This window comes from Peribacillus sp. JNUCC 23 (assembly GCF_053653995.1).
Map to the genome: position 1 here is coordinate 4,250,337 of NZ_CM132202.1, position 26,974 is coordinate 4,277,310.

Annotated in this window: 22 protein-coding genes and 2 pseudogenes; 3 read left to right on the forward strand and 21 right to left on the reverse strand. The window is 39.4% G+C overall.

Going from position 1 to position 26,974, the window contains the following annotated elements; genetic code table 11:
* From uvrB to JNUCC23_RS20405, 3 genes are all read right to left on the reverse strand, one after another.
* The gene (uvrB, locus tag JNUCC23_RS20395) at window positions 1-1,980 is read right to left on the reverse strand and encodes an excinuclease ABC subunit UvrB (RefSeq protein WP_403075676.1); all 1,980 of its coding nucleotides are present in this window, start codon (window positions 1,978-1,980) and stop codon (window positions 1-3) included.
* A gap of 591 nt (window positions 1,981-2,571) precedes the next feature.
* Complete coding sequence (locus tag JNUCC23_RS20400; protein ID WP_062185685.1) at window positions 2,572-2,793, reverse strand: CsbA family protein; 222 nt, start codon at window positions 2,791-2,793, stop codon at window positions 2,572-2,574.
* 268 nt (window positions 2,794-3,061) lie between these two features.
* Complete coding sequence (locus tag JNUCC23_RS20405) at window positions 3,062-4,651, reverse strand: catalase (protein ID WP_454213248.1); 1,590 nt, start codon at window positions 4,649-4,651, stop codon at window positions 3,062-3,064.
* Between the two features lie 251 nt (window positions 4,652-4,902).
* Here JNUCC23_RS20405 and JNUCC23_RS20410 point away from each other — a divergent pair, with 251 nt between their 5' ends.
* Window positions 4,903-5,436 carry a YceI family protein gene (locus JNUCC23_RS20410; RefSeq protein ID WP_062185681.1) on the forward strand — a complete coding sequence of 178 codons (534 nt, stop codon included), beginning with the start codon at window positions 4,903-4,905 and terminating at the stop codon, window positions 5,434-5,436.
* A gap of 224 nt (window positions 5,437-5,660) precedes the next feature.
* Here the strand turns inward: JNUCC23_RS20410 and pepF are convergent, their stop codons facing one another.
* Window positions 5,661-7,475, reverse strand: a complete 1,815-nt coding sequence (pepF, locus tag JNUCC23_RS20415) for an oligoendopeptidase F (protein WP_454213250.1) — start codon at window positions 7,473-7,475, stop codon at window positions 5,661-5,663.
* A gap of 378 nt (window positions 7,476-7,853) precedes the next feature.
* Entirely contained in the window at window positions 7,854-8,003 is a 150-nt protein-coding gene (locus tag JNUCC23_RS20420; protein ID WP_157279648.1) for a hypothetical protein, read from the reverse strand.
* Between the two features lie 539 nt (window positions 8,004-8,542).
* On the opposite strand from JNUCC23_RS20420, the gene JNUCC23_RS20425 reads away from it, so the two are divergent.
* Entirely contained in the window at window positions 8,543-9,211 is a 669-nt protein-coding gene (locus JNUCC23_RS20425; RefSeq protein WP_454213253.1) for an FHA domain-containing protein, read from the forward strand.
* A gap of 148 nt (window positions 9,212-9,359) precedes the next feature.
* On the opposite strand, the pseudogene JNUCC23_RS20430 reads toward JNUCC23_RS20425, so the two are convergent.
* Together JNUCC23_RS20430 and JNUCC23_RS20435 are read right to left on the reverse strand one after the other, a co-directional pair.
* Window positions 9,360-9,582 (reverse strand): annotated as a pseudogene (locus JNUCC23_RS20430) (radical SAM protein); the annotation flags it as partial.
* Between the two features lie 125 nt (window positions 9,583-9,707).
* Window positions 9,708-10,244, reverse strand: coding sequence for a methylated-DNA--[protein]-cysteine S-methyltransferase (locus tag JNUCC23_RS20435; RefSeq protein ID WP_454213255.1), 537 nt, complete (start codon window positions 10,242-10,244; stop codon window positions 9,708-9,710).
* Between the two features lie 82 nt (window positions 10,245-10,326).
* Here JNUCC23_RS20435 and JNUCC23_RS20440 point away from each other — a divergent pair.
* Window positions 10,327-10,494 (forward strand): annotated as a pseudogene (locus tag JNUCC23_RS20440) (DNA-3-methyladenine glycosylase); the annotation flags it as partial.
* 144 nt (window positions 10,495-10,638) lie between these two features.
* On the opposite strand, the gene JNUCC23_RS20445 reads toward JNUCC23_RS20440, so the two are convergent.
* From JNUCC23_RS20445 to JNUCC23_RS20510, 14 genes are all read right to left on the reverse strand, one after another.
* Window positions 10,639-11,385 carry a GTP pyrophosphokinase gene (locus JNUCC23_RS20445; protein ID WP_454213257.1) on the reverse strand — a complete coding sequence of 249 codons (747 nt, stop codon included), beginning with the start codon at window positions 11,383-11,385 and terminating at the stop codon, window positions 10,639-10,641.
* A 595-nt stretch (window positions 11,386-11,980) separates the two neighbouring features.
* Complete coding sequence (locus tag JNUCC23_RS20450; RefSeq protein WP_454213259.1) at window positions 11,981-13,216, reverse strand: sensor histidine kinase; 1,236 nt, start codon at window positions 13,214-13,216, stop codon at window positions 11,981-11,983.
* A 9-nt stretch (window positions 13,217-13,225) separates the two neighbouring features.
* A complete protein-coding gene (locus tag JNUCC23_RS20455) occupies window positions 13,226-13,897 on the reverse strand; it encodes a response regulator transcription factor (protein ID WP_062185665.1) in 672 nt (223 codons plus the stop codon).
* Between the two features lie 68 nt (window positions 13,898-13,965).
* Window positions 13,966-15,129 (reverse strand): ABC transporter permease, encoded by a 1,164-nt coding sequence (locus JNUCC23_RS20460; RefSeq protein ID WP_454213261.1) that lies wholly within the window; start codon window positions 15,127-15,129, stop codon window positions 13,966-13,968.
* Window positions 15,086-15,808, reverse strand: a complete 723-nt coding sequence (locus tag JNUCC23_RS20465) for an ABC transporter ATP-binding protein (protein WP_062186035.1) — start codon at window positions 15,806-15,808, stop codon at window positions 15,086-15,088. Before JNUCC23_RS20465 ends, JNUCC23_RS20460 begins: the two co-directional genes overlap by 44 nt.
* Before the next feature lie 5 nt (window positions 15,809-15,813).
* The gene (locus JNUCC23_RS20470) at window positions 15,814-17,025 is read right to left on the reverse strand and encodes an efflux RND transporter periplasmic adaptor subunit (RefSeq protein WP_454213263.1); all 1,212 of its coding nucleotides are present in this window, start codon (window positions 17,023-17,025) and stop codon (window positions 15,814-15,816) included.
* 19 nt (window positions 17,026-17,044) lie between these two features.
* Window positions 17,045-17,251: a hypothetical protein gene (locus JNUCC23_RS20475; protein WP_062185662.1), complete on the reverse strand. Its 207-nt coding sequence runs from the start codon at window positions 17,249-17,251 to the stop codon at window positions 17,045-17,047.
* A 422-nt stretch (window positions 17,252-17,673) separates the two neighbouring features.
* Window positions 17,674-18,759, reverse strand: coding sequence for a sensor histidine kinase (locus JNUCC23_RS20480; RefSeq protein ID WP_403075705.1), 1,086 nt, complete (start codon window positions 18,757-18,759; stop codon window positions 17,674-17,676).
* Window positions 18,756-19,436, reverse strand: coding sequence for a response regulator transcription factor (locus tag JNUCC23_RS20485; protein ID WP_454213265.1), 681 nt, complete (start codon window positions 19,434-19,436; stop codon window positions 18,756-18,758). The genes JNUCC23_RS20480 and JNUCC23_RS20485 overlap by 4 nt, the downstream gene beginning before the upstream one ends.
* A gap of 456 nt (window positions 19,437-19,892) precedes the next feature.
* Window positions 19,893-20,708 (reverse strand): ABC transporter permease, encoded by an 816-nt coding sequence (locus tag JNUCC23_RS20490; protein WP_403075710.1) that lies wholly within the window; start codon window positions 20,706-20,708, stop codon window positions 19,893-19,895.
* Window positions 20,705-21,736 carry an ATP-binding cassette domain-containing protein gene (locus JNUCC23_RS20495; RefSeq protein WP_454213266.1) on the reverse strand — a complete coding sequence of 344 codons (1,032 nt, stop codon included), beginning with the start codon at window positions 21,734-21,736 and terminating at the stop codon, window positions 20,705-20,707. Before JNUCC23_RS20495 ends, JNUCC23_RS20490 begins: the two co-directional genes overlap by 4 nt.
* 730 nt (window positions 21,737-22,466) lie before the next feature.
* Window positions 22,467-23,660, reverse strand: coding sequence for a PDZ domain-containing protein (locus JNUCC23_RS20500; RefSeq protein WP_454213268.1), 1,194 nt, complete (start codon window positions 23,658-23,660; stop codon window positions 22,467-22,469).
* 258 nt (window positions 23,661-23,918) lie between these two features.
* The gene (locus tag JNUCC23_RS20505; RefSeq protein ID WP_454213270.1) at window positions 23,919-25,388 is read right to left on the reverse strand and encodes a S41 family peptidase; all 1,470 of its coding nucleotides are present in this window, start codon (window positions 25,386-25,388) and stop codon (window positions 23,919-23,921) included.
* A gap of 196 nt (window positions 25,389-25,584) precedes the next feature.
* On the reverse strand, window positions 25,585-26,931 hold the full coding sequence (locus JNUCC23_RS20510) for a murein hydrolase activator EnvC family protein (protein WP_454213272.1): 1,347 nt from the start codon (window positions 26,929-26,931) through the stop codon (window positions 25,585-25,587).
* Window positions 26,932-26,974 lie beyond the last annotated feature (43 nt).

Consider the following 26,974-nt stretch of genomic DNA (forward strand, 5'->3'; position numbering starts at 1 on the left):
TCACCCTTCCACTTTCAACTCGATTAAAAGATCACGAAGCTGTGCTGCCCGCTCAAAATCGAGGGCTTTAGCTGCTTCTTTCATTTCTTTTTCCGTATTTATAATTAGCTGTTCTCGCTCCTGTTTCGTCATTTTAGTGAAACTAGGTGCTGTATCGTATATTTCCGTATCTTCTGCTGCATGGGTTACACGAATGGAACCACGAACCTCTTTTTGAATGGTTTGTGGAGTAATATTGTGTTTGATATTGTACTGTTCTTGAATTTCACGACGCCGCTTTGTCTCGCTAATGGCCAATTCCATCGAATTCGTCATCCGATCAGCATACATAATCACATGGCCATTTGAATTCCTCGCTGCACGGCCAATTGTTTGAATAAGTGAACGCTCCGAGCGCAAGAATCCTTCTTTATCGGCATCCAATATCGTCACCAAAGATACTTCTGGAATGTCGAGACCTTCTCTTAGCAAGTTAATCCCTACAAGTACATCGTATTTCCCCATTCGTAGTTCACGGATAATTTCAATTCGATCTAAAGTCTTTACCTCAGAATGGAGATACTGAACCTTAATTCCAATTTCTTTTAAATAATCCGTTAAATCCTCAGACATTTTTTTCGTCAGCGTTGTGACAAGTACACGCTCGTTTCGTTTGATGCGTTCATGAATTTCACCGATTAAATCATCAATTTGACCTTCAATCGGTCTCACCTCAATATTTGGATCTAATAAACCAGTTGGTCTAATAATTTGCTCGACCATCTCCGGTGTATGTTCCAATTCAAACGGCCCAGGCGTCGCGGATACAAAAATCGCTTGATGGACTTTCTCCTCAAACTCTTCAAATCGAAGCGGTCTGTTATCTTTAGCAGAAGGCATCCGGAATCCATGATCCACCAACACTTGTTTTCTCGCCTGATCACCGTTATACATTCCGCGAATTTGTGGCAAGGTTACATGTGATTCATCAATAACAAGCAGAAAATCTTCTGGAAAATAATCGATTAATGTATAAGGTGTTGCACCAGGGGGCTTCAATGTTAAATGTCTAGAATAGTTCTCAATTCCCGAACAAAAACCCATTTCACGCATCATTTCAAGATCATATCTTGTACGCTGTTCAAGGCGTTGGGCCTCGAGAAGTTTGTCTTCCTTGCGTAGCACGACTAACCATTCTTCTAGTTCTTTTTCGATATTCTCAATCGCTACCTTCATTTTCTCTTCACGGGTAACGAAATGGGAGGCTGGGAATATTGCGATATGATCGCGTTCAGCGGTAATTTCTCCCGTTAACGCGTTCACTTCACGTATTCGATCAATTTCATCACCAAAAAACTCCACACGAACACAGTGTTCGTCACGAGAAGCTGGGAAAATCTCAACTACATCACCACGTACACGGAAAGTCCCACGGTGGAAGTCGATATCATTTCGTTCATATTGAATGTCCACTAATTTATGAAGCAGTTTATTTCGGTCAATTTCCATACCTGTGCGGAGCGATACAACCATTTCCCGATATTCTTCAGGAGAACCGAGACCAAAAATGCATGAGACACTGGCGATAATAATGACGTCTTGACGCTCAAATAACGCAGATGTAGCAGAGTGACGCAGTTTGTCAATCTCATCATTAATGCTTGCATCCTTTTCAATATATGTATCCGTAGATGGAACATATGCTTCCGGTTGATAGTAATCATAATAACTAACAAAATATCCGACAGCATTATCCGGGAAAAACTCCTTGAATTCACTGTATAGCTGCCCTGCAAGCGTCTTGTTATGAGCAATGACTAATGTTGGTTTGTTAATTTCTTTGATTACATTTGAAACAGTAAATGTTTTTCCCGTTCCAGTCGCCCCAAGCAATGTCTGATACCGTTTCTCGCTTTCTACTCCTGCTATTAATTCCTTAATTGCAGCAGGCTGATCTCCTTGTGGTGAATAGTTGGAGACTAACTCAAATTGATCCTTCACTAAGCAATCCTCCAGTCTATAGAAGTATTTCTCATAAGCAAAACTTTGCCTTGTCTATAAGAAGATGTTCAAAAAGTCCGGTAAAAATAGCTGTCGAATTGCATCAAAGCTCTGTCTCTCCGGTCCTCACGTATTATTGCATACGCTCCAGTCCTCTCGAGATGCGCTCCTCGAACTTCTCGGCTCTTTTTATCCTCCTTTTTGAACACGCACTACAATGTATTTTACATGTTTACCGTTAGGCTTTCGTCTAAGTCATTCATATCTATTTATAGCCCTTTATTGAAGCTTTCTATACACATTCTACCACAATGGACTACTAATAAACCAACAATAAGCGAACGTCCATTCGACACTTTTTTCGATAATAAAGAGAAACTTCCATCAGTAGGGTATTATAGCCTGTTAAACCGGGATAAAAATGCAACCGCTTTGTTCGACAGAGAGCTAGATTAAACCAATCAATCTCAATTGATTTATAAATCGAGAGGTTAGCCATTACAAAAATCACATGGCGCGAATTTCACCATGTGTCTACGTGTCTAGATAATAGGGGAGTAAAAATGAAGATAGCGGTACCTCGTCTTTGCTTCATGATATTCGTTTTAACATTTTCGTTGAATACCAAAACCCGACTGTTAACGAAAATGCGTCTATGATAATCAAAATCCATGTATGTGTATATCCTTTATATGCCGAGGCTGCAATCAAGGCAACCGTCAATGCAAGACCAACAAAACGATTAAACGTCACTCTTGAAAATAAGATAACAAGTAAGCCAGGAACGATTAGAGCAGATAAAAACTTAACCATTCTTCCATCTCCTTACAGTCCACTGTAATTTTACAGCAAAACCCATTTACTATTTAAGTAGTTTCAGTTTAATTCATTTATCAGATAAAATCCATTGGTTTACGATATTCGCTATCATGATACGCTTCATTAACAACTTGAGTTTTTCAGTCCATAAATAAAAGAGTCACCCCCCATCCAGTTTAAACTAAGTGTGTATAACACTATAAACTGTAAATAAAGTCGGGGGCTGACCCTTTTTAAATATCCTGTTTTAAGTCTTCATTTTTTAATATGGTTCTGCGTCATGTCCTTTTTCAATTGCTTTTTCAGGTGCATTTTCTCCAACTTTATTTCCAAGGGGCTTTTGACTGGATCCTTCCCTTGGAGCATTCGCCAAGCCTTCCTGTAAACGGCGGCCGTATTCCTCATCCGCTTCTTTGGCAAGATCAATCATCTTGGCTTGTATTCGACGATCTACTGGAGCGAGTCCTGAAACAAGATTAGAGATCAGCTCATCCTTCTCCCAGTCGTCAAACATTCGATACGTTTCACCTGCTTGCTTCGTATTGCTTTGGCGATCAATTGATTCTCTCACAAGCTTTCCTTCGATATAAGGGGTATATTCTTTCCCTTCTTGATTTGCTTCTTGCAAGCCGCCAAGGAGTGAAGGCTCGTAATTGATATGTGGGTTCTGATTCTCCCCGAGGTCAACTCGATATTGCATTTGACCACCGCGTTGATTTGTTGCTACCCTTTTCTTAGGTGCATTAATTGGCAGCTGCAAATAGTTTGCACCGACACGATGACGCTGTGTATCAGAATAGGAAAATGTCCTGCCTTGAAGCATCTTGTCATCCGAAAAATCAAGACCATCAACCAAAACACCTGTTCCAAATGCTACCTGCTCTACTTCAGTAAAATAATCTTCTGGATTTTTATTCAGAACCATTTTCCCGACCGCAAGCCATGGGAACTGATCTTCAGGCCATAATTTCGTATCATCTAAAGGATCGAAATCCAATTCAGGATGATCATCATCACTCATCACTTGGACAAGTAGCTCCCATTCAGGATATTCACCACGTTCAATTGCATCATACAAGTCCTGTGTAGCATGGTTGAAATTGGTCGCTTGAATCTCTTCCGCCTCTTTTTGCGTTAAATTTTTAATTCCTTGTTTAGGTTCCCAATGGTATTTCACAAGAACAGCTTTTCCTTCATTGTTCACCCATTTATATGTATTAACACCTGACCCTTGCATCATGCGGTAATTAGCTGGAATGCCCCAAGGTGAGAAAACGAAAGTGACCATGTGAAATGATTCTGGTGAATTACAGCAAAAATCAAAAAAACGTTCATTATCCTGTAGATTGGTAATTGGATCTGGCTTAAAAGCATGAATCATATCAGGAAATTTAATCGCATCACGAATAAAGAAAATTTTTAAATTATTCCCAACCAAATCCCAGTTTCCATCTTCGGTATAGAACTTTACCGCAAAGCCACGTGGGTCACGCAATGTCTCCGGCGAGTGAGTTCCATGAATAACGGTAGAAAAGCGAACAAACAAAGGCGTCTGTTTTCCCGCCTCTTGAAAAAGCTTAGCCCGCGTATACTTCGAAACAGGCTCGTCACCGGCTTTTCCGTATGCTTCAAAATACCCATGTGCACCGGCACCGCGACCATGCACGACCCGTTCCGGTATTCTTTCCCTGTCGAAGTGACTTATTTTCTCAATGAAATCATAATTTTCTAATGTTGTTGGTCCGCGATTGCCAACCGTTCTCATATTTTGATTATTTGTCACAGGATGTCCTTGCCGGTTCGTTAAACCATCTTCTGCTTGATTCGGATCATTTGATTGATTGTTTGACACACTATTCCCTCCTCTAAACGATATGAACCACTAATCATCTTTTCCATTCACGGGAAAATAAATCCAAATTATGATAATTTTATAAAAACACTTTTGATTTGCCTCATGAATCTTTTGTTTAAAGGGTTTGTTAGTTTTTTGTAAATGCCGTTGACAATCCAATAAATTGAATTTATAATTTATCTTGTATTAAATTATCTCGAATTAAAAATATATAATTTCACTATAATTTATTGGGGAGGAATTTTAACATGACAAAAACAAAGTGGGCAATTGACGTAAGCCATAGTGAAGTAGCATTCTCTGTTAAGCATATGATGATTTCTAAAGTGAAAGGTTCATTCAATCAATTCGATGCAGTAATCGAGGCCGATCCAGTTGATTTAACAACTGCAGATATCACATTCACAATCGATGTTGCTAGCGTTGATACCCGAAGCGAAGACCGTGATAATCACCTTCGTTCAGCTGACTTTTTTGATGTTGAAACATACCCAACATTAACGATTAAGTCCAAAAGCATCACAAAAACTGGTGATGATGAATATGCACTTACCGGAGATGTGACACTTCACGGCGTTACTCGCGTGGAAACATTCCAAGTTACATTTGAAGGTGAAGCAAAAGATCCATGGGGCAATGATAAAGCAGGGTTCAGCGGTTCTGGTAAAGTGAAACGCAGTGATTACGGCTTAACTTGGAATACGGCCCTAGAAACTGGCGGCGTACTTGTTGGCGATCAAATCACATTAAACTTCGAAATTCAAGCTGTGAAGCAAGCTTAATTATTTTAAACTAGAAATGAACAGGTTTATCCCATAACGAAAAGGTCAGACCTCACGCCCATAATACACAGTTTAAATTAAGCGCAAGTACCATTATAAACTATGTATTGAGTGCGTGATCAGACCTTTTTTTATTATTCATTCCTATCCCGCTCTCCTTCTATCAATAGTCTTCTTAACAAGAAAACAGCTTGCAGACAATCCGCAAGCTGTTTTTCACTTATTCAATCATAAGAACGTTCTAACTCATCTATCAGTGATCCTACATATGAAACGGCTTTACTAATTGCATCAGGCTTTGTCATATCAACACCTGCATGACTTAACAGCTCTTGCGGTTTCTTTGTTCCACCTGCACGTAAAACATCGAGCCATCGATCAACGACAGGCTTTCCTTCTGCTTGAATCATTTGGACGATGGCTGTTGAAGCGGTTAATCCTGCGGAGTATGTGTATGGATATAAGCCCATATAATAATGCGGCTGTCTCATCCACGTTAAGTTCGCACCTTCATCCAACTCAACTGCATCACCCCAGAATTCTGTGAGCACTGCCTTTTTTACTTCAGAAAGCATGTTTGCAGTCAGTGCTTTTCCGTTTTCTGCAAGCTGGTATACACGGCGTTGAAATTCCGCTTCAAGTAAATGAGTAACGAAATTATGATAATAGGTTCCTAGCAATTGAAGTACAACCCAACGTCTCATTTGCTTATCATCCGTACGAGCAAGCAAATGCTGGCCAAGTAGCAATTCATTCATAGTAGATGGAGCTTCAATGAAGTATGTAGACGGCCTTGTATTGAACACTCTTTGGTTTTTATTTGCCAAATAGAAGTGCCCGGCATGACCCAATTCATGAGCGAGAATAAATGCACCACGCATCGTATCTTGCCATGTGACCAAAATAAATGGATGAGCACCGTATGGACTCGAGCAAAACGCCCCCGTTGACTTTCCAACATTATCAGCAAGATCGACCCATCTTTCCTTTAAGCCCTTTTTCATAATTTCACTATACTCAGGTCCCATCACTTTAAGTGCACAAAGAATCACTTCACTTGCTTCTTCATACGTTGTTTTTGGATTGAACTCTGGATCAAGCGGTGCTTTTAAATCGCAGAAAAGCAGTTTATCCAGCCCCAATACCTTTTTCTTCAACCTGGCAAATCTGCGCATATGTGGAGCAAGTTCTTTTAAAATCGTGTCATGCTGATTATTATACATATCAAGCGTAACTTCTTGTGGTTCTAACAACATATGTGTCACTGATTCATAATTACGCAAACGAGCGAGCGTCACTTGCTTCGTAACTTCTGTAGAATACGTAGCTGCAAAAGTATTTTTATACTGTTCTAACGTGTTGACAAAAGAATCATATGCTTTTCTACGAACCACTGTATCTGGTGAAAATTCATAACGATCTTCGAACAACGCAAATGATACAGGCCATTCATTTCCTTTCTCATCTTCAATCGCTGCAAACTGCATATCCACTAACTTACTCATGCCATAAATTTTATATGGTGCCGCATGAACTTCACCTAGTGCCGCCAACACTTCTTCCGTTTCTGGCGAAAGTCTATGTTTCTTCGTTTCAAGCAAATCCGTCAATTCTTTACGGAAAGGTTCCAGCTCTAAATTTTCTTGTATGTATTGTTCCACTATGCCTTCAGATAATGCGAGAATTTCAGATTCAATGAATGAAAGAGCCGCATATACCTTTGTAGCTAAAGAGGCAAATTTAGCGGAATTCGCTTGATTATCAGGATCTGTTCCATCTGTTGCAATACGTAACGCTGCATATGTTCCTGCTTTTACTAACTTAAGAGTTAGCTGTTCTTGCCAAAGCAAACAATCCAATAAAGCTTGTGACCCAATATGAATCGTCCCCTTATATGTCACCGCTTCTTCGATCTCACTCGCAATCGTAGTTAACGCTAATTCCCATGCCTGGTCAGACACAAATAGAGCATCTAAGTTCCATGTTTGCGCAACAGGTATTTCAGAGCGCTCACATCGTTTTTCCACCGTTTTTTCCATGCATAATCTCCCCCTACTTGTATGTAAACCTAATTATTTTCATCTTATATGATTAGGAATTTTTGTCAATAATGTGAAACTTCCATCAAAAATTGAGATGGGGATATTACAGCCTGTTAAACCGGGGAAAAAAGTCTATTTGGAATGGTATATACATTTTATTAGACCTACTTGAATGTAGAACCTGGATGCTTCACTTGATCATCTAGGTGAAGATCATTTGCGAAAAGGCATTTTGAGTAAACATAATATGGGGCTAGTAGTTCGAAATGTTCGTACGTTTAGCAAGAATGATTATTGCGAGTATCTATTTATATCACGGGGGTTCGATTATTTTAAAAAAAAGGTATAATTCAATGGGCAGATGTTCCTCATATATCAACCTGCTTCTGAAAATCCAGAAATATCATAACGTTCTTCGTCCATAATCAGTTGCATATAGGCTAATCTCGCTAATAAGAACGTCAATAGAAAACAAACAATGATAAACATAATCTTTAATCCTTTTTTCGCTTCCATTTCCATCATCTAAAATATCTCCTATTATTTTTTAGAAAAAACGGTTGAAATTAAAAATAGAATACAAGTTACAGCGAATATAATTGTCGTTATTGGTTGTGGTACAAGAATGTAGAAAATTGTGCTACATATTAAAATTAAACCACTTACTTCACTAAGGAATTTTAACGCCATATGAATCGATCCCTTTCAAATATCTATCTTAACTATTTCTTTCATAGAAAGTTGTAATCTACTATAATATAATTTACTTAATTATACATAGGTATGCTTCTTTGCACCATGTAACAAATATCACATTTTTCTAACAATTTATAGAATTTTCTGTTTTCTTTTAAAAATAAGATTAAATATAGTCTTTCAATGAGTTTTGATATCTCGATTCATGTGCCTTTTTATTTTTCTCTGTGAAAAAGGGGCGGGGCTTCGCAAAATCAGCGCATCTCCCCACCTTCATAAGGTGATACAGTTTTTAAATCCTGAACCTTTTTCATCATTTTAGTTGGGAGCGGATGCTCATGTATGTTTCTTATTAGGAGGGATCGTTGATGATCAGTCAATCATACAAAGTTTTATTAAAATCGATCGGAATGGAAACAATCGCAAATTATAAATACTTGCAAGAAAATAGTGAAATGATAGTGGGCCGCTCAAATCATCAAGAAAAAATCGACTTTCCTATTTTTAATAAACTGGTCTCTCGAAGACATTGTAAAATATATTTGCAAAATGGCTTTATTTTTATCGAAGATTTGCAAAGCAAGCACGGAACCGAATTAAATGGTCAAAAATTAACTCCATTTAAATCTTATCGAGTAACGGAAGAAGATTCACTCACGATAATTAGTGGACTGATTGAATTCCAGATCGAAAAAAATAACGACGAAACGATTGAGTTTTATGTAGGAGAGCGATTTAAGACAGTCAAAACAGTGCTCAATGATTCCATGCAAACCATTCAAATTAATAATAAGTTGATTAAAATGGCTCATAAAGAATTTACCTGCTTTAAGCTTTTATTCAATCGTATTGGGGACATTGCAACAAAGGAAGAAATTATGAAAACCGTTTGGCCTGAGCGTAACAAGACACTAGATTCTCCCGTAACGGATGAAGAAATTTCTTCATTAATTTATCGAGTACGGAAAAAAACCAGCCATCACTATACAATTAAATCCATTACGAATAGAGGCTATTATTTAGAAGAAATGGAGTGAGCGTGTCTCATAAGGGTCGGACCTTTCACATTAAATCAGCAGGTAGTGTTTCATACACGATTCTTGTACCGTATTTAATTTTGTGGGGTTCTGACCCTTTGCTTTTGCTACGCTCCCTATATGGGGTTTCACGTGAAACTATGCCTCCTCTATCTTCTACCCTTACTTCAAGGAAAGATCTCGTTAGCTTCTTTTTATGCTCGATGGGCTGATAAGGCTCCGTGCTTGATGACATGAAAATTGTGATCTTACCCTTTTTTCAACTTTGAAGTTGTTTGCTTAGTAAGCTAGCGGCTCCATTCTTCACATCCGACATCCACCCAACTTCCCCCATTCCCCTTCCCGAAAAACGATACTCGCATCTGGTATATATAGTAATAAGAACAAACAAATGAACAGCCTGTCTAAGGATTGAGGGAATGCGTATTCCCAGAAAGAAAATCTGTTCCTTTATTAAGGATGATTTTGGGATTTTTATAGACTATTTCATTATTCATCATCGTTCCTTGGCGGTTAAGCCTTGGCGCTCCATATCCAGAAGCTGGGTTTTCATTTCCAAACCTCCTCGATAGCCGGTAAGGGATCCGTTCTTACCTACTACACGATGACAAGGGACCGTGATTAACACTGGATTAGCTCCGATAGCGGTTCCCACCGCACGTACGGCTGCTGGTCTTTGAATATAGTTTGCGATATCTGAATAAGACTTCGTCTGTCCATACGGAATTTCACAAAGTGCATTCCACACAGCCAGCTGAAACTCTGTGCCGTTGTAATCAAATGGAACGGTAAAACTTGTACGTTTCCCTTCGAAATACTCGATTAGCTCAACTGCATATGGTTGAAGTTTTTCTCCATCTTCAACAAGAGGAATCCCCGGAAAACGGCGCTCGGCCCACACGGATAATTCTTCAAATGGTTTATTCTGTGAACCAACAAACACAAGTCCCTTCGAAGTTGCAGCCAAATAAATATTCCAATCCTTATTTTTCAGCAATGTCCAATAAATTGCCGTTTTATTTTTTGTTGTCATTTTACAATTCCTCCGATTTGCGTACGATATTAGGTAACTTGCGATATTCTGTTGGTGTATGTCCGGTTTTCTTTTTAATTGTGGAGAATTAACGAAGGAAAAATTAATGAAAATGGCTACCTTTAAAGAAGGGAAGAAAAGCTTGATTGAGATACGTGGAATTGGTCCATGGACGGCCCATTATGTTCTTATGCGCTGTCTACGATTTCCTAACGCTTTCCCGATCGATAATGTTGAGCTAATTAATTCTACGCTACCTTTTATTTATAGTGTGTCCTTATTAGAGGGTGTTCCAAAATCCTATAGCTTTGGAATGGCTACTTTAAAATAGGAAAACAAGACTAATTTAAAAGATTTCTCTATTAACCTTAAATTAGTCTTGCTTGCTATTTTTCTAGATCATTTTCTCTGACAAAAACCTTAATAAATCTGCTGGAAGCGGGAATGCATCATCATTAAGATGAAGTTCAGTAAGCTTTTCCTCAGAATTTTCTAAAGCCTTGATTCCGCTGATTTCATTATGAAGGTTTTCCATTTTCTTATCTAATTCTGTAGCAGAATTAGCCGCATCCTTTAACTCTCGAATGAGCTTTTCCGGTATTTCTTTATCATATTTATAATAGATTTTATGCTCTAAACTGGCCCAGAAGTCCATTGCAATCGATCTTATTTGAATTTCGACAAACACTTTCTCCACTCGATCAGACATAAACACAGGAATTTTAATAATAAGATGTAAGCTCCGATAACCATTCCCTTTAGGATTCTTAATATAATCCTTTGTTTCAATCACTTCGATGTCTGCTTGACCACTAATCATTGCGGCAATTTTATAAATATCCGAAACAAAGGAACAGGTAATCCGGATGCCCGCTATATCTTTAATATTATGCTGTATCGTCGGTAGTGAAAAAGGATACTTTTTTCTATGAATTTTATTTAAAATACTCTCTGGTGATTTGATTCGTGAATTTACATGTTCAATTAAATTGTAATCGTGAGTATGATGAAACTCCTGTTCCAATATATTAATTTTCGTCATCATTTCTTCTAATGCGAACTTATACACTAACATAAATTTCGTCAGTTCATTTTTCATTTGTTTCAGCTTGTCAATATCCATATAAGATGTATTTCCCATTTGTTTCTCCTTTTATATTGAAACGGATAGTAAAAAAAAAGCGCTCGCTTCTTGTTTAACCTAAAGGCTAAACCATAGAGAGATTGACTACTTGCGGACAGACAAATCAAGTGATTCACATAATAAATTACGTATAGTTCCCTAAACAGCTAGATATACGGACCAAAACTCCTCCGTCTCAATCCCTATGCATTCATTATATCCAAAATCAGCATATTGCGTCCAAGATTAGTATCTTTAGATAGTCACCGATAAGATAATAAAATAAGAAAAGCCACCTATTCATTACGCTTAAATAGCTGGTTTCCCTTCATTCAACTATGAGGGAATACCTGTTTCTTTTCATGGATAACATCGAAATCGTAATTCCCCAACAATTAAGTCGTCAGAAATACACCCAAATATTCTACATGAATTCTACTGGTTTTTCCAAAGTGATACATATCCTTTTTAGTTTATTAGTATCTGTATGTCCAAGATTTAACGATTCGTTTCAAGTTCGCTGACATGTTTGCACCAGAACCCGATTTTAAGATTATCTCTTGAAAATGACCAAAAAACCTTGGATATAATCCCCCAAGGTTTTCTACCATCGTCATGTCTTTCGGTTTTTTGGAAACACAATTTCAAAGGAGGTCCCCTTTCCTATTTCACTGTACACTTTCACTTTTCCGTGGTGTTTGTCAATAATCCATTTTGCAATAGAAAGTCCTAGACCAGCTCCTGCTTCTGTTGTTCTCGATTTTGCCACTTGATAAAAACGATCAAAAATTTTCGAAATATGCTCTTCTTCTATACCAATTCCATTATCCTGTACTTTTAGCAGGATGGATGAAACTGACTGAGAACAAGTGACAACAATTTCTCCACTCTCATTTGTGTTCTTAAGCGCATTATCCAACAGGATAACCATCAATTGGTACAGACGCTCCCTATCTCCCACAAAAGAAATGGAAGACGACACATCCAATCGAAGTGTTTTCTCTTGATAAATAGCTATCTCAGAGTAATGTTCCATTATTTCATGCAGCAATGTACTCAGGAGGAATTCTTCTTTTTCCATTTCCAACTGATCTGAATCAGACCGAGCTAACGTAAGTAAATTGACAACAAGCTTGGACAACCGGCGGCATTCTTTTGATATGATCGATATTTCTACTGCCTGATCTTGTATAGTAGAAGATGGGGAACGCCATAGTAAATCTGTCTTTGCTTGAATAACCGCTAAAGGTGTCCTTAATTCGTGAGAAGCATCTGACACGAACTCTTGCTGCTTTTGCCATGCTTCTTTAATAGGAATCAGCGCTTTTCCTGCTAAAAAAAATCCGACGCCGACAGCACAAACGCTTCCAATACTACAGCCAATGACTAAAATTAAAAGTAAATTGCTGAGCATGTCTTTTTCTGATGTAATGTTTCGCACAAATTGTACCGTTATTTCTTTCGATTCTAAATACTCCTTTACCGCAATTGTCCTAAAGTAAAAGCCTTCTGCTTGTACATCTTGAAGTTTATTTAATCCTTTGGGACTAAATTCAGCTTGATTATCGGTAAAAACAGTGGGATTTCTATCTAAATTAACCATTTCGTTGCTTTCGTTCCAAACTAATACGACGATTCGAGGATCTCTAGGTCCCATTGGCAATCCACCTGGTCGCTCTATCGGTCCCGGTTGTTTTATTCGTTCTACTGCAGCAAATAGTTCCGTATTGACATCTCGATATAAGCGAGACTCGACATATGAGTAAATAATAGTTGCCAGTACACCAATTAAAATGATAAAAACTAATGAATTTAATATAGTAAGTCTAATACGAGTCCGTTGAAACATGTTTATCCCCTACTGTTCTTTTAGCATATATCCGATGCCACGTACCGTCTGAATATCCTTATGATAACCGAACGGCTCCATCTTTTTGCGAAGATGATGAACAAACACTTCTACAATTCCGATCGTTGTATCCGAATCAAATCCCCATACCCGATCATAGAGCTGCTCTTTTGTTAAAATGACGCCTTTATTTTGAATCATAAATTCTAGCATTTCATACTGTTTTAATGTTAGCTTCACGGGGAAGCTGTCAATGACAATATCTTTTTCTTTGCCAAACAATTCAATTCCGTGATATTGAATCGTTTGATTCGTAGTTAAACTGCCACTGCGTCTCAACAGTGCTCGAATTCGTGCATGTAGCTCTGGCGCTTGAAACGGCTTGGTTAAATAATCGTCACCTCCAAAGTCCAATCCTCTTACTCGATCTTCTAATGAGTCTTTTGCTGTTAAAAATAAAACAGGCGTTTGAATTTGTTCGCTCCGTATTTTTTGTATGACTTCAAAACCATCCATTTGTGGAAGCATAACATCTAGTACGATAAGATCGTAAATATTTTGCATTGCCATAAATAATCCTTCTTCTCCATCTTCTGCACAATCTACTGCAAATTCTTCAGATAAGATTTGTTTAATAGACTGCAACAAAGATCGATTATCTTCCACAACCAATATACGCATGGCATCTCATTCCTTTCCCATATAACAACAAAATAAAGCGGTCGCTGTACACGATCGCTTCGTTTTGTCTATTCATAGCGAAGAGCTTGAATCGGATCTAGTTTAGACGCTTTATTCGCCGGAAACACACCGAATACAACTCCAACTACTAAAGAAAACGCAAATGATAACAACATGACAGGCACGGAATATGCAATAGTTGTGCCCGTTGCTAAAGTGAATATTTGGGCACTTATTACGCCAATTCCTACTCCTATTACTCCACCTAATGAACTTAATACAATCGATTCAATGAGGAATTGAAGAAGAATATTTCCGCGTTTTGCTCCAATTGCTTTTCTAATTCCAATTTCCTTTGTACGTTCTGAAACGGATACAAGCATAATATTCATAATACCAATACCACCAACGATAAGGGAAATAGCAGCACTTCCGCCTAGCATGAATGTCATTATTTCATTGACAGATGATGCTGTTTCCATTAAATCTTTTTGACTGGATACACTGTAACTATCTGCATCTCCAACAATTGAATACATGGTTTGTTCGATAAAGCGTGATGTGAAATCTATCATATCTTCATTTTCTACCTTCACATATACTGACCCAATATCAGTAGTAGTTGCTAAGCGTTGCCCTGTGCTAAGTGGGACAATAATTGTACTATCTCCGCTAGTTCCTAATGAACTGCCGACAGATTCAAGAACCCCAACAACTTTATAGGCTGTTCCGTTCACCTGTACAGATTCTCCAACTGGATCAGCTAATCCGAACAAGTTTTCAGCCGTGTCTGAACCAATCACTGCTACTTTTGAATGATTCTCATGATCGAGGTCTGCAATGAAACGCCCTGATTGCAGCTGTAAATCACGGATATTTAAATAGGAAGAAATTGTTCCTATCATAGACACTTGTGCGTTCGTTTGTCCATTTTTTACAGTTACTCTTCCTGAAACAGTTGGAGCTATCGCTTCTACACCATTAACATCCTGAATCTGATTAGCATCATCTTCTTTAAATGTAATATCTGAACCAGAAACACTTACAGTTAATACGTTTGTACCTAAGCTGCCAATTTGATCTTGGACTTCTTTCGTAGATCCTTGCCCTATTGCAACCATAACAATAACAGAAGATACACCAATAATAATACCCAGCATCGTCAGAATTGCTCTTACTTTGTTTCCCTTAATACTCTTTAGTGCCATTCTGATTGTCTGCAAACCACTCACCCCCACTCTCATACAACTGACCATCGTGTATACGAACAACACGGCTAGCTTGTTTTGCTACTTCTAAATCATGCGTAATGAGAATAATGGTATGCCCCTGCTCATTTAATGAATTTATCATTTCTAAAATTCCCCTACTCGTTTCACTATCTAGTGCTCCAGTCGGTTCATCAGCTAGTAAAATAGGAGGGTGCCCAGCCAAAGCACGAGCAATGGCGACACGTTGCTGTTGCCCCCCTGATAACTGGGTTGGTAAATGATTCGCTCTATCTACCAACCCTACTTTTTCTAAAGCTTCTAATGCGATTTTTCTTCGTTCCGCTGTTTTCATTCCACGATAAATGAGAGGAAGCTCTACATTCTCAACCGCGGTTAACTTTGATATCAAATTGAAATTTTGAAAGATAAATCCTATTTTTTCATTTCGAATGGCCGTAAGCTGTGAATTCTTCATTTTCCCTACTTCTTCGCCATCTAACAAGTATTTACCTGAATCCGGTCGATCTAAGCATCCAATCATGTTCATAAATGTTGATTTTCCGGAACCCGATGGACCTATGATAGAAATAAAGTCACCCTTTTGAATATCTAAGGTTACACCTTTTAGAGCCTTTACCGTTTCGCCGCCAAGTTCATACATTTTCTTCATACTATTTATTTGAATAATCGGCTCTGTCATAGTCATCAGTTCTCTCCTTGTCTGCCACCTGATGGAGCTCCTCCACCTGAAAATGCTGGTGGTGTTCCGCCTCCATTTCCTTCTCTGAAGTTGCCACCTGGCATCATCATTCCTCCTTGGGCCGTATTGCCACTAGATTGGACTCTTGGTATTTGAACAGAATCTCCTTCTGCTAACCCACTTGTAACTTCTACATACGTATCATTGGAAATTCCAGTTTCTACCGATACTTTTTTTGTTGATTGTGTTGAATCATTTGAAGTTGTAGAAACAAGTACATATTTTTCACCTTTACTTGAATACACGGCTTCTACTGGTACATATAATGCGGCTTCTTTACTTTCTATTGAGATACTAGCCTCCGTTGACATACCAATTTTCAAACTTTTTGGATCTGTGATTTGGACGGTTATATCAAATGTAGATACTCCGTTTGATGATGTTCCTTCCGTTGCTACTTTTGTTACTTTTCCTTCAAATGTTTCATCTTTAAAGGCACTTGCTGTTATTTCTGCCGCTTGGCCGACTTGTACTTTTGTAATATCTAATTCATCTACACTAATTGTTGTTTGCAATGTTCTGTACTCTGTTATGTGTGCAACTGTCTCTGAACTTTGGACAGAATCTCCACTTGCAATTGAAAAGCTTGTGATTGTCCCGGGAACCGGTGACTTCAAGATACTTCCATCGACAAAGGTTACAAGTGTTGCACCAGCTGCTACAACATCTCCCTCTTTCACACTCACAGTATCCACTACCAAGCTACTACTTGGGCTATCCGAACTTACACTGTTATCTCCTCTTATTATAGGGGATATAATTTCATCTTCATCTTCCATACGAAGAAGGATTGTACCTTGTGAAGCCCCGCTGCCACTTTTCACACTAACTGTTGTGATGTCTCCATCAAATGGAGCCGTAACAACATCACCATTTTTAAACGTTACAAGTGTGTCACCTTTATCTACTGTATCTCCAGATGCTACACTTACGCTATCTACAATAAGAATTGTATTTGTTGCTGTAACATCTTGATCTGTAATGGCTGTAACCGAACCTGCACCAGTAACTTCTACCTCTAATTTTCCCTTTTGTGCTGTTGTTGTTTGTACTGCAGCCGCAACATTTTGAGACTGATCTTTTTTACCTAATAAGAACCAGCCAGTCGCTCCTCCAATTACGACGATCACGATCGAAATAATTATCCACTTTTTCAATTTTCTATTCTCCTTTCCATTATTGAGTTTGTTCTGATTGATTTTGCTTCTGTTGGAGGTTGCCATCGCCCGGGAGTATATCGTTGCCCCCTCTTGATCCCATTTCGGAAAAGTCAGGGCGTATACTCTGCTTATAAACGACATATCCCACCCCAATAGCACCGCATGTACTTATCACCAGATTCATAATAAGTAAAATTTTTATGAAATTTTGTTTGAATTCCAATTTTTATTCCTCCTCGTTTCCTCTTGATACACTCATTATGAATTTCTTTCCTTAACTTTTCCTTAAGAAATAAGTTTAGAACAAGTTCTAAATGGCATCTCTTTCACAGCGAATCGAGTTAAAATTTAGCTTCCGGTGATCTATCTTTTTGCTCAGAATAGCAGTTTAACAATCACAAAAGACGCACCAAATTTTGATGCGTCTTTTGCAACTACATACTCACACTTCATTATAATTAAATATGACAAATTACTATTACTTTTCATCATTTCACGGAATAAGATATTTAAAAACATAGGCCTTCGAAGTTCATCTTTCATTTCGGGAATACTCATTAACATTTCAGCAGAAGGAATCGGTTGACCAAGTGTGTTTACAGACCTTCATCATCACTGAGCTTTCATCATTTTTATCCCGTATTATTAGCCCTCTCGATCACTTAAAGGTCGATTAACCGTCACGGTTATTTCAGATCCTTTTCCGAGTTCACTTTTGACCTGAATCCTGCCTTTGTGCAAGTCGATTATCTTTTTGACAATGGGCATACCGAGGCCATTGCCGCCTGAATTCCGGTTTCTCGATGGATCAGCTTTGTAGAATCGTTCGAACAGATGCATCCGTGTTTCCTCACTCATGCCTATACCGGTGTCGGTTATTCCTACAATTACATGGTGATCGGACGTTTCGAATGCTCTAACCATAATGGTACCTTCTTTCGGTGTGAACTTAATGCTATTGTGCAGTAGATTGATCCATACTTGTTCCATTAGGTCCCCATCAGCAATGATCGTCAGGGGTTCAAGTGAAATATCCATGTTCAACTCTTTCTCTGACCATTGTGGTTCATTAGCAAGGATGATGCGACGGAGCTGATGATCCAGTCGATAGGCCTTCAGTTCGCAGGGGATATATTCAGACTCCAACGCCGTTAGCTTCAAAAGATTATCACTTAATTTCGAAAGCCTGTTGCTTTCTGTTTCAATGATTTCCAAGTAGTGATTCCGTTCTTCAGGGGTAAGATGCTCATTCTTTAGTGCATGGGCAAATCCGCTAATGGATGTCAGTGGCGACTGGATTTCATGTGAGACATTGGAGATGAATTCTTGCCGCATTTCCTCCATTTCACCGAGTCTATCCGCCATATGTTTCATACTATCAATAATCTTCGTATACGGATGTTCACGTCCTTTAAATTGATTCCTATAATGGGATAGATCAATACTGAAGTTCCCCTCAGCCATCATTTTCATTGCTTGAATAATTGGATGCACGAATTTATCTTGGCGCTCTCGCACGAATTTAATTTTAGAAATATAATACATGCAACTACCAAACAGGAACATTCCCAGAAAGGAAGTAACTAGCTGCCTTGTGAATTCAGGCGGAGCCCAATGAATGGCTCTATAGAGCAATGATGTTAACCAATAAGCAAGAGACCAGCATAATAGTAAAGATACAGCGCCCGTTATAAAGCCCAAAATACGCTTCACTACTTCAGGTATCTTCAATGTTTTATCTCCAAACGATAACCGAGTCCGCGAATGGTAGTGATGATGAATGGGCAATTTTCTTTGGAAAATCGTTGTCGCAAACGTTTAATATGTACGTCAACAGTTCGCTCATCCCCCTCATAGCCGAATCCCCAAATATCTTCAATCAATTGTTCTCTTGAAAAGGTCTTATCCTGATGTGTTGCCAGCATGAATAATATTTCAAATTCTTTAAGTGGCAAGGTCAGGTCATGATCCTTGAAATATATTTTGTAAGAGGTGCGATCAATGATGATGTCTCCTATTTCAATTTGGTTAGAGAGGTTAATTTGGTAACGCTTGAGTAACGCTTTTACTCTGGCGATCAGCTCGGCTGCGGCGAATGGCTTCACCATATAGTCATCCGTTCCAAGATCGAAGCCTTTTACCTTTTGAGCTGTTTCCCCTTTGGCTGTGACCATTAGAATTGGCATGGAATCAGAATAATACGTTCTTACCTCACGACAAAATGTCCACCCATCCATATTTGGCATCATAATATCAAGAATGATTAGATCGATCTTGTCTGTTTCAAGTATCGCTAATGCTTGTTCGCCATCTGTTGCTTCTGCAATCAATATCCCTTCTTTGGATAGCAGGATGTGAATCAATTCACGGATATGGGGATCATCATCAACGATTAATACTTTCGGCATAGTTGTTCACTCCTTTACATGTCTTAATCTTCATTCCTATTAGTTCGGCAAACCACGAATCCCTTGAGAGGGCCGTACAGACTCCACCAAGAATTGCTGCTCCATGAATATCGTGAAGGACCAAGAGATTCTTTGCCCCAAAAACCGCCTGTCATCAAGATGACGTTCAGTAATTGCGCTCGGTCTTTTCACTTTAGGACGATTGACAGCATGAGGGCAACAGTTAAGAAGAGCCCGATTGTTATATAAATCCCCTTAATAATCTACAGACAAAACATGCATAAGATTGGATTTATGCACCTTTTACCGCTAAGCATTACGACAGACTGTGCTATATATTAAGATACAGCAGGTTAAGAATTTATAACATAGACCAGGTACACGATCAATTGCTGATTGTGTACCTGGACTTTTGCCTATTATCCGGAGAATACGTGTATCTTAAACCTTTTTCTCCTAAGTCCGTCTCATGTATGCCCGAACTGTTATCGGTGCGAAGATCGCTACAATAACAGCTGCTCCAATAAGAGAGGCAGTCAGGTCCCAGCCGACAGTTCCGGCATTGGCAAGATCTCTGACGGCAGTAACGAGATGCGAGATTGGGTTAATCTTCACGAACCATTGCAGCCAATCGGGCATTGTATCTGCTGGAACAAATGCATTGGAAAGGAATGTAAGTGGGAACAATATAATCATCGATATCCCTTGTACGCTTGATGCTGTACGTGCAATAACGCCAAAGAAGGCGAAGATCCAACTGATGGCCCAAGCGCACACAATGACAAGCAGGGCTGCAATGACAACAGAGCCCAGACCGCCTTCAGGTCGATAGCCCATAATATAGCCCATAGTGAGCGTGAGCACTGTCGCAATCGTGTATCGAACTGTATCGGCAAGCAGGGCGCCCGCTAGTGGTGCGATGCGCGCAATGGGCAATGACTTGAACCTGTCGAACACCCCCTTATCCATGTCCTCACGTAATTGGGTACCGGTAACGACAGATGTCGTAATGACTGTCTGAACGAGGATACCGGGGATAATGACTGGCAAATAACTTTGGACATCTCCCGAAATGGCGCCGCCAAAAATATACGTAAACATCAATGTGAAGATAATCGGCTGAAGTGTTACATCGAATAATTGCTCAGGTGTGCGCCTGATTTTGAGCAAGCCTCGATAGGCCATTGTTAATGAATTGCGGATTGTTTGGCCAAAGCTTGTTTTATTACGCAAACGACGCTCAGCACCTTGTGTCATGGAACTTGGTTTCATCCCTCTATCCCTCCTGCTTGTTGTGATTTATTGGATGGATTTGCTGCATCTTCATGAGGATCATTGCCGGTGATGGTTAGGAAAACGTCGTCAAGCGTCGGTTTCTGCACACTTAGCTCGGCTAATTGGATGCCTGACTGACGAAAGGCAATAAGTAAGTCGGTGACTCTGTCAGCATCTGCCATCGGGGCCGTGATTTTCCCTCCCTCTGGTGAAACAATGGATTGGACCTTGAGCACCTCTTCCACTTTCTGACGCGCGTTTTCGACATCATGGGGATTCTGGAGGCTTAATTGCAAGGATGAAGTACCAACGGACGCCTTTAGTTCATTCACAGTACCTTCTGCAACAACGCGGCCATGATCAATCACCGCAATCCGATCGGCCAGTTCATCTGCTTCTTGAAGATACTGCGTTGTTAATAATACAGTCGATCCCGACTCAACCAAGCGGCGGATCGTATCCCACATTTGATTACGTGTCCTAGGATCGAGCCCAGTAGTAGGTTCATCCAGGAAAATGAGCGGAGGCTGGGCAATGAGGCTTGCCGCAAGATCTAGCCTGCGACGCATGCCACCGGAGAAATTCTTCAGTGGACGTTTCGCCGCTTCCGTTAGACTGAATTCCTCTAATAACTGCGCTGCCTTTTGTTTCGCCTCTGCACGTCCAAACCCGAGCAGTCTAGAGAAGATGACCAGATTCTCCGTCGCACTAAGTGACTCATCAACCGACGCGTACTGACCCGTAATGCCAATCAATTGACGTACAATCTGTGACTCCTTCGCCACATTATGCCCAAAGATGTGTGCCGAACCCTCGTCTGCTCTAAGCAAAGTCGCCAACATTCGGATCGTGGTCGTTTTACCTGCCCCGTTCGGACCAAGCACGCCGTAGATCGAACCCGCGCGTACATTAAGATCTACACCGTCAACAGCACGAAAATCGCCGAACTTCTTGACAAGGCCACGCGCTTCAACGGCCATATCGCCATTATTTGGAATTATTTTATTGCCATTTAGATAATTCATATTCTTTCCTCCAGGTTCGTTTCAATTTGATGTTCAACTGTCCTGAATTAGATCATACAACAAATGTATGAACTGAATATGAACTGATTGGGCAAATATAGTAAATAAAAGGAAACTTAAGGAGGAAGCACAAGAATCGTTTTATATCGCTGACGGGTTACGATGAATATAACAATACAGTCAATAATCTATCTCAAACATAACGAGCAATGCTTACTTTTCAATTTGTTAACTCCTTGATTGAGTGAAAAGAAATTATGATAGTTATTTACGTCCCACAATTGAAAATTATAATAAAAAGTTAAGTTCCATAGAATTTCTTTTGATATACCGATTAGTTGACTAAATCTTTCGAAACTAAATGCTCCTGGATGAATTATATATATATGCTTCAGTTTCTTGTGTTTACTGTATATTCCAATTTTTTCTCCTATCCATGTGGTCTGATCATATCTATTCTTAGTTGTTAGCCTAGAAATGTACCCCCATACTTTCATCTTCATATGGAATTGGTGTATTCAGTAATTTCTCCATTTAATATCCTCTACCTTTTTAGTTATAATGATTAATTCCTGCAAATAATAAAAAGTCAGTCATGAAGGAACAAAAACCCCATAGATGACTGACTTTTACTGTATATTCTTCTTTTATTTGAATTAAGATAGAAAGTAATAAAACTAGTTCCGCAAAACTTTGCTCTCATTCCGTGTTATTTTGCACCGTTACAACTCTAGATCGCTTGGCTACGCTCTTTTCGTCCCTCTTCAATAAAGAGGATCCCCAACTCGTAGTGCTCGCCTTCGAACAGTGCGCGTTGGATGAAACGAATTTGCCCGTTATGTCCGACAACTTCCATCTTACAATGCGCGCGGTTTATTTGTAATGCCCCGTAAAATTCATGTTCATTACTTACTTGTGATCCATTCATTTTCGTAATAATCTCTCCCATTTCCAAGCCCATTTTATCCGCTGGCGTATGTGGAATAACACCAAGAATTTTAACGCCGATCTTGCTTTGGGAAAAATAAAACGGAAGCTTACGATCATCCACCTTTGAAAAATAGTGAATCAATTCACGACCAAGCATCGCAAGGACAACTGCTCCAATGGACAAGTATGGATACCAGTTTCCAAAAACGGCAATGGTTGTGACGATGATAGCAAGAAAAGTAACCTTTCGTCCTTGTGCTCGTATCACGATTTGTGGCAGGCTACCTTGGATCGTTTTAGCAAATCCGATTAACACTGGAATCGCAATCGGAGTAAAATGAATCTCTCCGATTGAAAACACAGGATACCAGTCAATCGGTGCTGCTAACTCGCCTCCTGGAACAAGGATAAATAAAGGCAGAAGCCAAATTTTTCTCGCTTTATATGTACCAACCACTTGCCCACGTTTCGATACCATCAAATTGGGAGAGGGCTGTTTACTACCATTTTTACTAATCAATATACCTTCAGCCAATAACAACAAACCAAGCAAAACAGCCAAGCTTGGATACACAGGCTGATCAAGACTCTGAAATGCCTCTGAAAAAATAGGAAATTCAATTTCTCTTCCTGCTAGAAAAACAACTGACAAGAAGGAAAGACCGACGATATAGGCTGGGGAAAGCAAACGTACTTGGAACGTTAATGACAATAAAATAGTAAATGCGCCCATTAAAATAATGGCAGCAAACGGAATAACGACCCCAGATCCTAACGTTAAGATGGAAAGAAGCACTCCTATTAATAGCCCTATTGGCAAAAGCTGACGAAGTTCCTGAAATAGACTATTAATTCGAATGGTAAAATCACGTCTTTCCCTTTTCACCCGAAGGTAGCCGACGAACAGGCTAAGAATAATCGATACATAAAAAACAGGATGCAAAAAAAACATGCCAATCCCTTGCAAACTAGCAACTAACCAACCTACTATCAATATACCCGCACCCTCTCTATCTTCCCCAATAATATGTTAAAAACGGTTTCTAACCTGAAATGTCTATTTGAAAACAGATTTGTAAGTTTTTTTACACTTTCTCCTATTCTATCAAATATGTAGCCCTTCTGCCTATGAATACGAAGAAAAGTCATCATGAACCTTTCATTATTTCCGATTTTATATACGAAACCCGCGTGTCACGATTATTTTTCCGCTCACAAAAAAGAACCCGACCGAAGCCGGGCTACCCTTACATTATTGATGCCTTGCCATTAATTTTAAAGCGGTACGAAGCTGTAAATCATTTTTCTCATCTTTTTTCTTTTTCGCAACCGCCTTTTCTAAGGCTGCGGCTGTTTTACTATTAATATTGCCACTTACAGTTAAGTCATTGGTATTTTGAAAAGCCTTCACAGCTGTTTCGGTTTTTTCATCATAATATCCGTCCGCTCTGCCCGTCGGATACCCTAATGATGTTAGAATTTTTTGGGCGTTTTTTATCTGTTCATCATTCATATCTCGTTTAAATATCTTTTCAGCAGTCAATGGATGAACATTGAAATAGGATGGTTGATGCACTTCGATTGTGGGCGTGATTCCTTTTTGATGTATCCAATTTCCGTTTGGCGTCAGCCATTTATATAACGTAATTTTAATATTGCTTCCATCCCCCATCGGAATCGCCTTCTGCACCGTGCCTTTCCCGAAGGTCGTCTCGCCAATGAGCGGATATCCACCAGCTTCTTGCATAGCGACAGCCAAAATCTCTGCGGCAGATGCACTGTCCTTGTCAGTCAATACAGCGATTGGATAGTCTTTTTTCTTTTCATTCCCACTAAATACTTCTTTTGTTTGTCCGGATCGATATTCAATTTGTAGATATGGCTTGTCTTTCGGAAGCAATTCACCCAGAATACTTTCCACACTTGTCAAAAAACCGCCTGGATTGCCACGAACATCTATAATCAAGCCACTGATTTTTTCTTTCTCAAGCTCCTTTAACTGCTCTTTAAAATCAGCGGCTGTATCTTGAGAAAAAGAAGTGATTTCAATGTAGCCAATATTTTTTCCATTCTCACTTTTCACACTTGAAAAAACCGTATCAAGAGGAATTTCGTCACGAGTGATGGCTAACTTGATCGGATTCATGACACCTTGGCGCTTAATTTCAAGATTTACGACGGTCCCTTTTTTACCGCGAATTTTCAACCGTGTTTCATTTAAATCCAGCCCTTCAATCGAGTCACCATCAATGCTAATAATCTGATCTCTCGGCTTCAACCCGGCCTTATCAGCAGGAGAATCTTTGTAAGGTGCAACGATGATTACTTTATGATTCTCCATTCCTATTTCAGTCCCAATCCCATCAAATGATGAATCAAGCGCTTCATCAAATTGCTTTGCCGTTTCCTTATCCATATAGACGGTATACGGATCTTTCAAGGTAGAAAGCATTCCCTGTATCGCGCCTTCCACCAATTGGGTGTCACCCACTTCCTCTACATATTGCTGATAAATTAAATCATAGGCCCTTTCTACCTTCGCCCACTCTGTGTTATCATAGGCTGCCGGCTCAGCCCCTAAATCTTCCGCTTTATTCCCCCACAAATATTGGTGAACCTCACTGTTTGGATTTGCAACATATCCTCCCCCAACTGCCCCGATCGTTAATGATGCTACCATCGTTACAGGAAGGGTCCATTTCTTTGCTATCTTCATTTTCATATAAGCCAATCCCTCTCTATAAAAAAGGTTATAACATAATCTATGAAAAAAAGGACAAGATATGCGCACCAAAAAAAACGAGGTTGTCCAACAAAGTCTGACCTCACACTATATAAACAATATATAGTAGATGTGGGATCTGAACCTTCGTTATCGGACAGCCTCGTTTCAGCTTTTTTATTCGATTATTACTGTATTACATAGAAAGATAGTTTAATGGATTCACAGCATTCGATTTCGCAGCATTCCAAGCACCTTTATGTAGTTCGAAATGCAGATGTTGTCCATACGAGTGACCAGTGTTCCCCATATAGCCAACTTGCTGGCCTTTTGAGACAACTTGTCCAGCACTTACACTCATCGAGTTAAGATGTGCATATAGGCTTGTAAAAGTTTGTCCATTGATGGAATGTGAAACCATGACGACATTGCCATATGAGCTAGACGTATACGCACGTATTACGACTCCATCTGCTGTTGCAACAACTGGCACTGTACCACTTGCAGCAATATCAATTCCGTTATGTGATTTCCCCCAACGTCCGCCAAAGCCAGATGAAACATATCCCGCGCTCGGTCGATTAAACGTGCCAGACGAAACGGCTGGAGCACTTACTGCCGCGTTTGAACTTGAACTTGAACTTGAACTTGAACTTGAACCTGAACTTGAGCTTGAACTTGAGATTGAAGCTTGCTTTTTCTTAGCCGCAGCTGCTGCTGCTTTTTCTGCCGCCGCTTTCTTTCTCGCCGCTTCCATATCAGCAAGGCGCTTTTGTTCAAGCTGAATCGCTTGTGCAACAGCTGTTTCCTGTGCTTTAAGATTAGCTGCCTCTTCTTCGAAACCAACTATATCATGCTCTGCATGCTCTTTTTGTTTATGAAGTTCTGCTAATAACACTTCTTGCTGATTCTTTTGTACTTGAAGTTGCTGCTTAATATTTGTCAATTCAGCAAGCATTTTTTCTAAATCGGATTTCTTCTTTTCAACAGCGGATTGTGCTTCTTCCAGACTTTTTTTATCCTGCTCATGCTGTTTAATGATATCCTGATCCGCTTCGACGATTGTTGCGACAGCACTTACTCTGTCAATAAATTCACTAAAGCTTGAAGCCCCGAGAAGAACTTCTAAATAGTTCAAATTGCCGCCGCCCTCTTGATAAGAAACCGCACGTTCCTTCAAAAGCTCATTTCGTTTCGCAATTCGATCTTTCAGCACGACAATCTCTGCTTTTAATGACTCAATTTCGGCATTCGTTTTATTAATTTCAGCCGTCTTCTCGATAATTTTATTCGCATTAGCTGTCATATTCTTTTCAAGTTGATCTAGTTGTTCTTCAACCGTCAACTGCTGTGATTGTAAATTTTTAATTTTAGTTTCTGTTTTGTTAATATTTGTTTGAACATCCGTACGCTTTTCTTGAATCGTTATTTTCTTATCTTTCATATCTTGCAATGATTCTGCATATGCACTTGGTACAGCCAAGAGACTCCCAAGCCCTAGTACGATCGTTGCACTCATCGCGATGATTTTATTTCTATGCACTCTCCCTGTTCCCCTTTCTTCTCTCCCTTAGACTTTGATATCT

What these genes read in the sequence shown, in the direction of transcription:
- JNUCC23_RS20400 (WP_062185685.1), bottom strand. Translation starts at nt 2,793, where the DNA reads ATGGTTAAGTTTTTATCTGCTCTAATCGTTCCTGGCTTACTTGTTATC.
- JNUCC23_RS20410 (WP_062185681.1), top strand. Translation starts at nt 4,903, where the DNA reads ATGACAAAAACAAAGTGGGCAATTGACGTAAGCCATAGTGAAGTAGCA.
- pepF (WP_454213250.1), bottom strand. Translation starts at nt 7,475, where the DNA reads ATGGAAAAAACGGTGGAAAAACGATGTGAGCGCTCTGAAATACCTGTT.
- JNUCC23_RS20420 (WP_157279648.1), bottom strand. Translation starts at nt 8,003, where the DNA reads ATGATGGAAATGGAAGCGAAAAAAGGATTAAAGATTATGTTTATCATT.
- JNUCC23_RS20425 (WP_454213253.1), top strand. Translation starts at nt 8,543, where the DNA reads ATGATCAGTCAATCATACAAAGTTTTATTAAAATCGATCGGAATGGAA.
- JNUCC23_RS20435 (WP_454213255.1), bottom strand. Translation starts at nt 10,244, where the DNA reads ATGACAACAAAAAATAAAACGGCAATTTATTGGACATTGCTGAAAAAT.
- JNUCC23_RS20445 (WP_454213257.1), bottom strand. Translation starts at nt 11,385, where the DNA reads ATGGGAAATACATCTTATATGGATATTGACAAGCTGAAACAAATGAAA.
- JNUCC23_RS20450 (WP_454213259.1), bottom strand. Translation starts at nt 13,216, where the DNA reads ATGTTTCAACGGACTCGTATTAGACTTACTATATTAAATTCATTAGTT.
- JNUCC23_RS20455 (WP_062185665.1), bottom strand. Translation starts at nt 13,897, where the DNA reads ATGCGTATATTGGTTGTGGAAGATAATCGATCTTTGTTGCAGTCTATT.
- JNUCC23_RS20465 (WP_062186035.1), bottom strand. Translation starts at nt 15,808, where the DNA reads ATGACAGAGCCGATTATTCAAATAAATAGTATGAAGAAAATGTATGAA.
- JNUCC23_RS20485 (WP_454213265.1), bottom strand. Translation starts at nt 19,436, where the DNA reads ATGCCGAAAGTATTAATCGTTGATGATGATCCCCATATCCGTGAATTG.
- JNUCC23_RS20490 (WP_403075710.1), bottom strand. Translation starts at nt 20,708, where the DNA reads ATGAAACCAAGTTCCATGACACAAGGTGCTGAGCGTCGTTTGCGTAAT.
- JNUCC23_RS20495 (WP_454213266.1), bottom strand. Translation starts at nt 21,736, where the DNA reads ATGAATTATCTAAATGGCAATAAAATAATTCCAAATAATGGCGATATG.
- JNUCC23_RS20505 (WP_454213270.1), bottom strand. Translation starts at nt 25,388, where the DNA reads ATGAAAATGAAGATAGCAAAGAAATGGACCCTTCCTGTAACGATGGTA.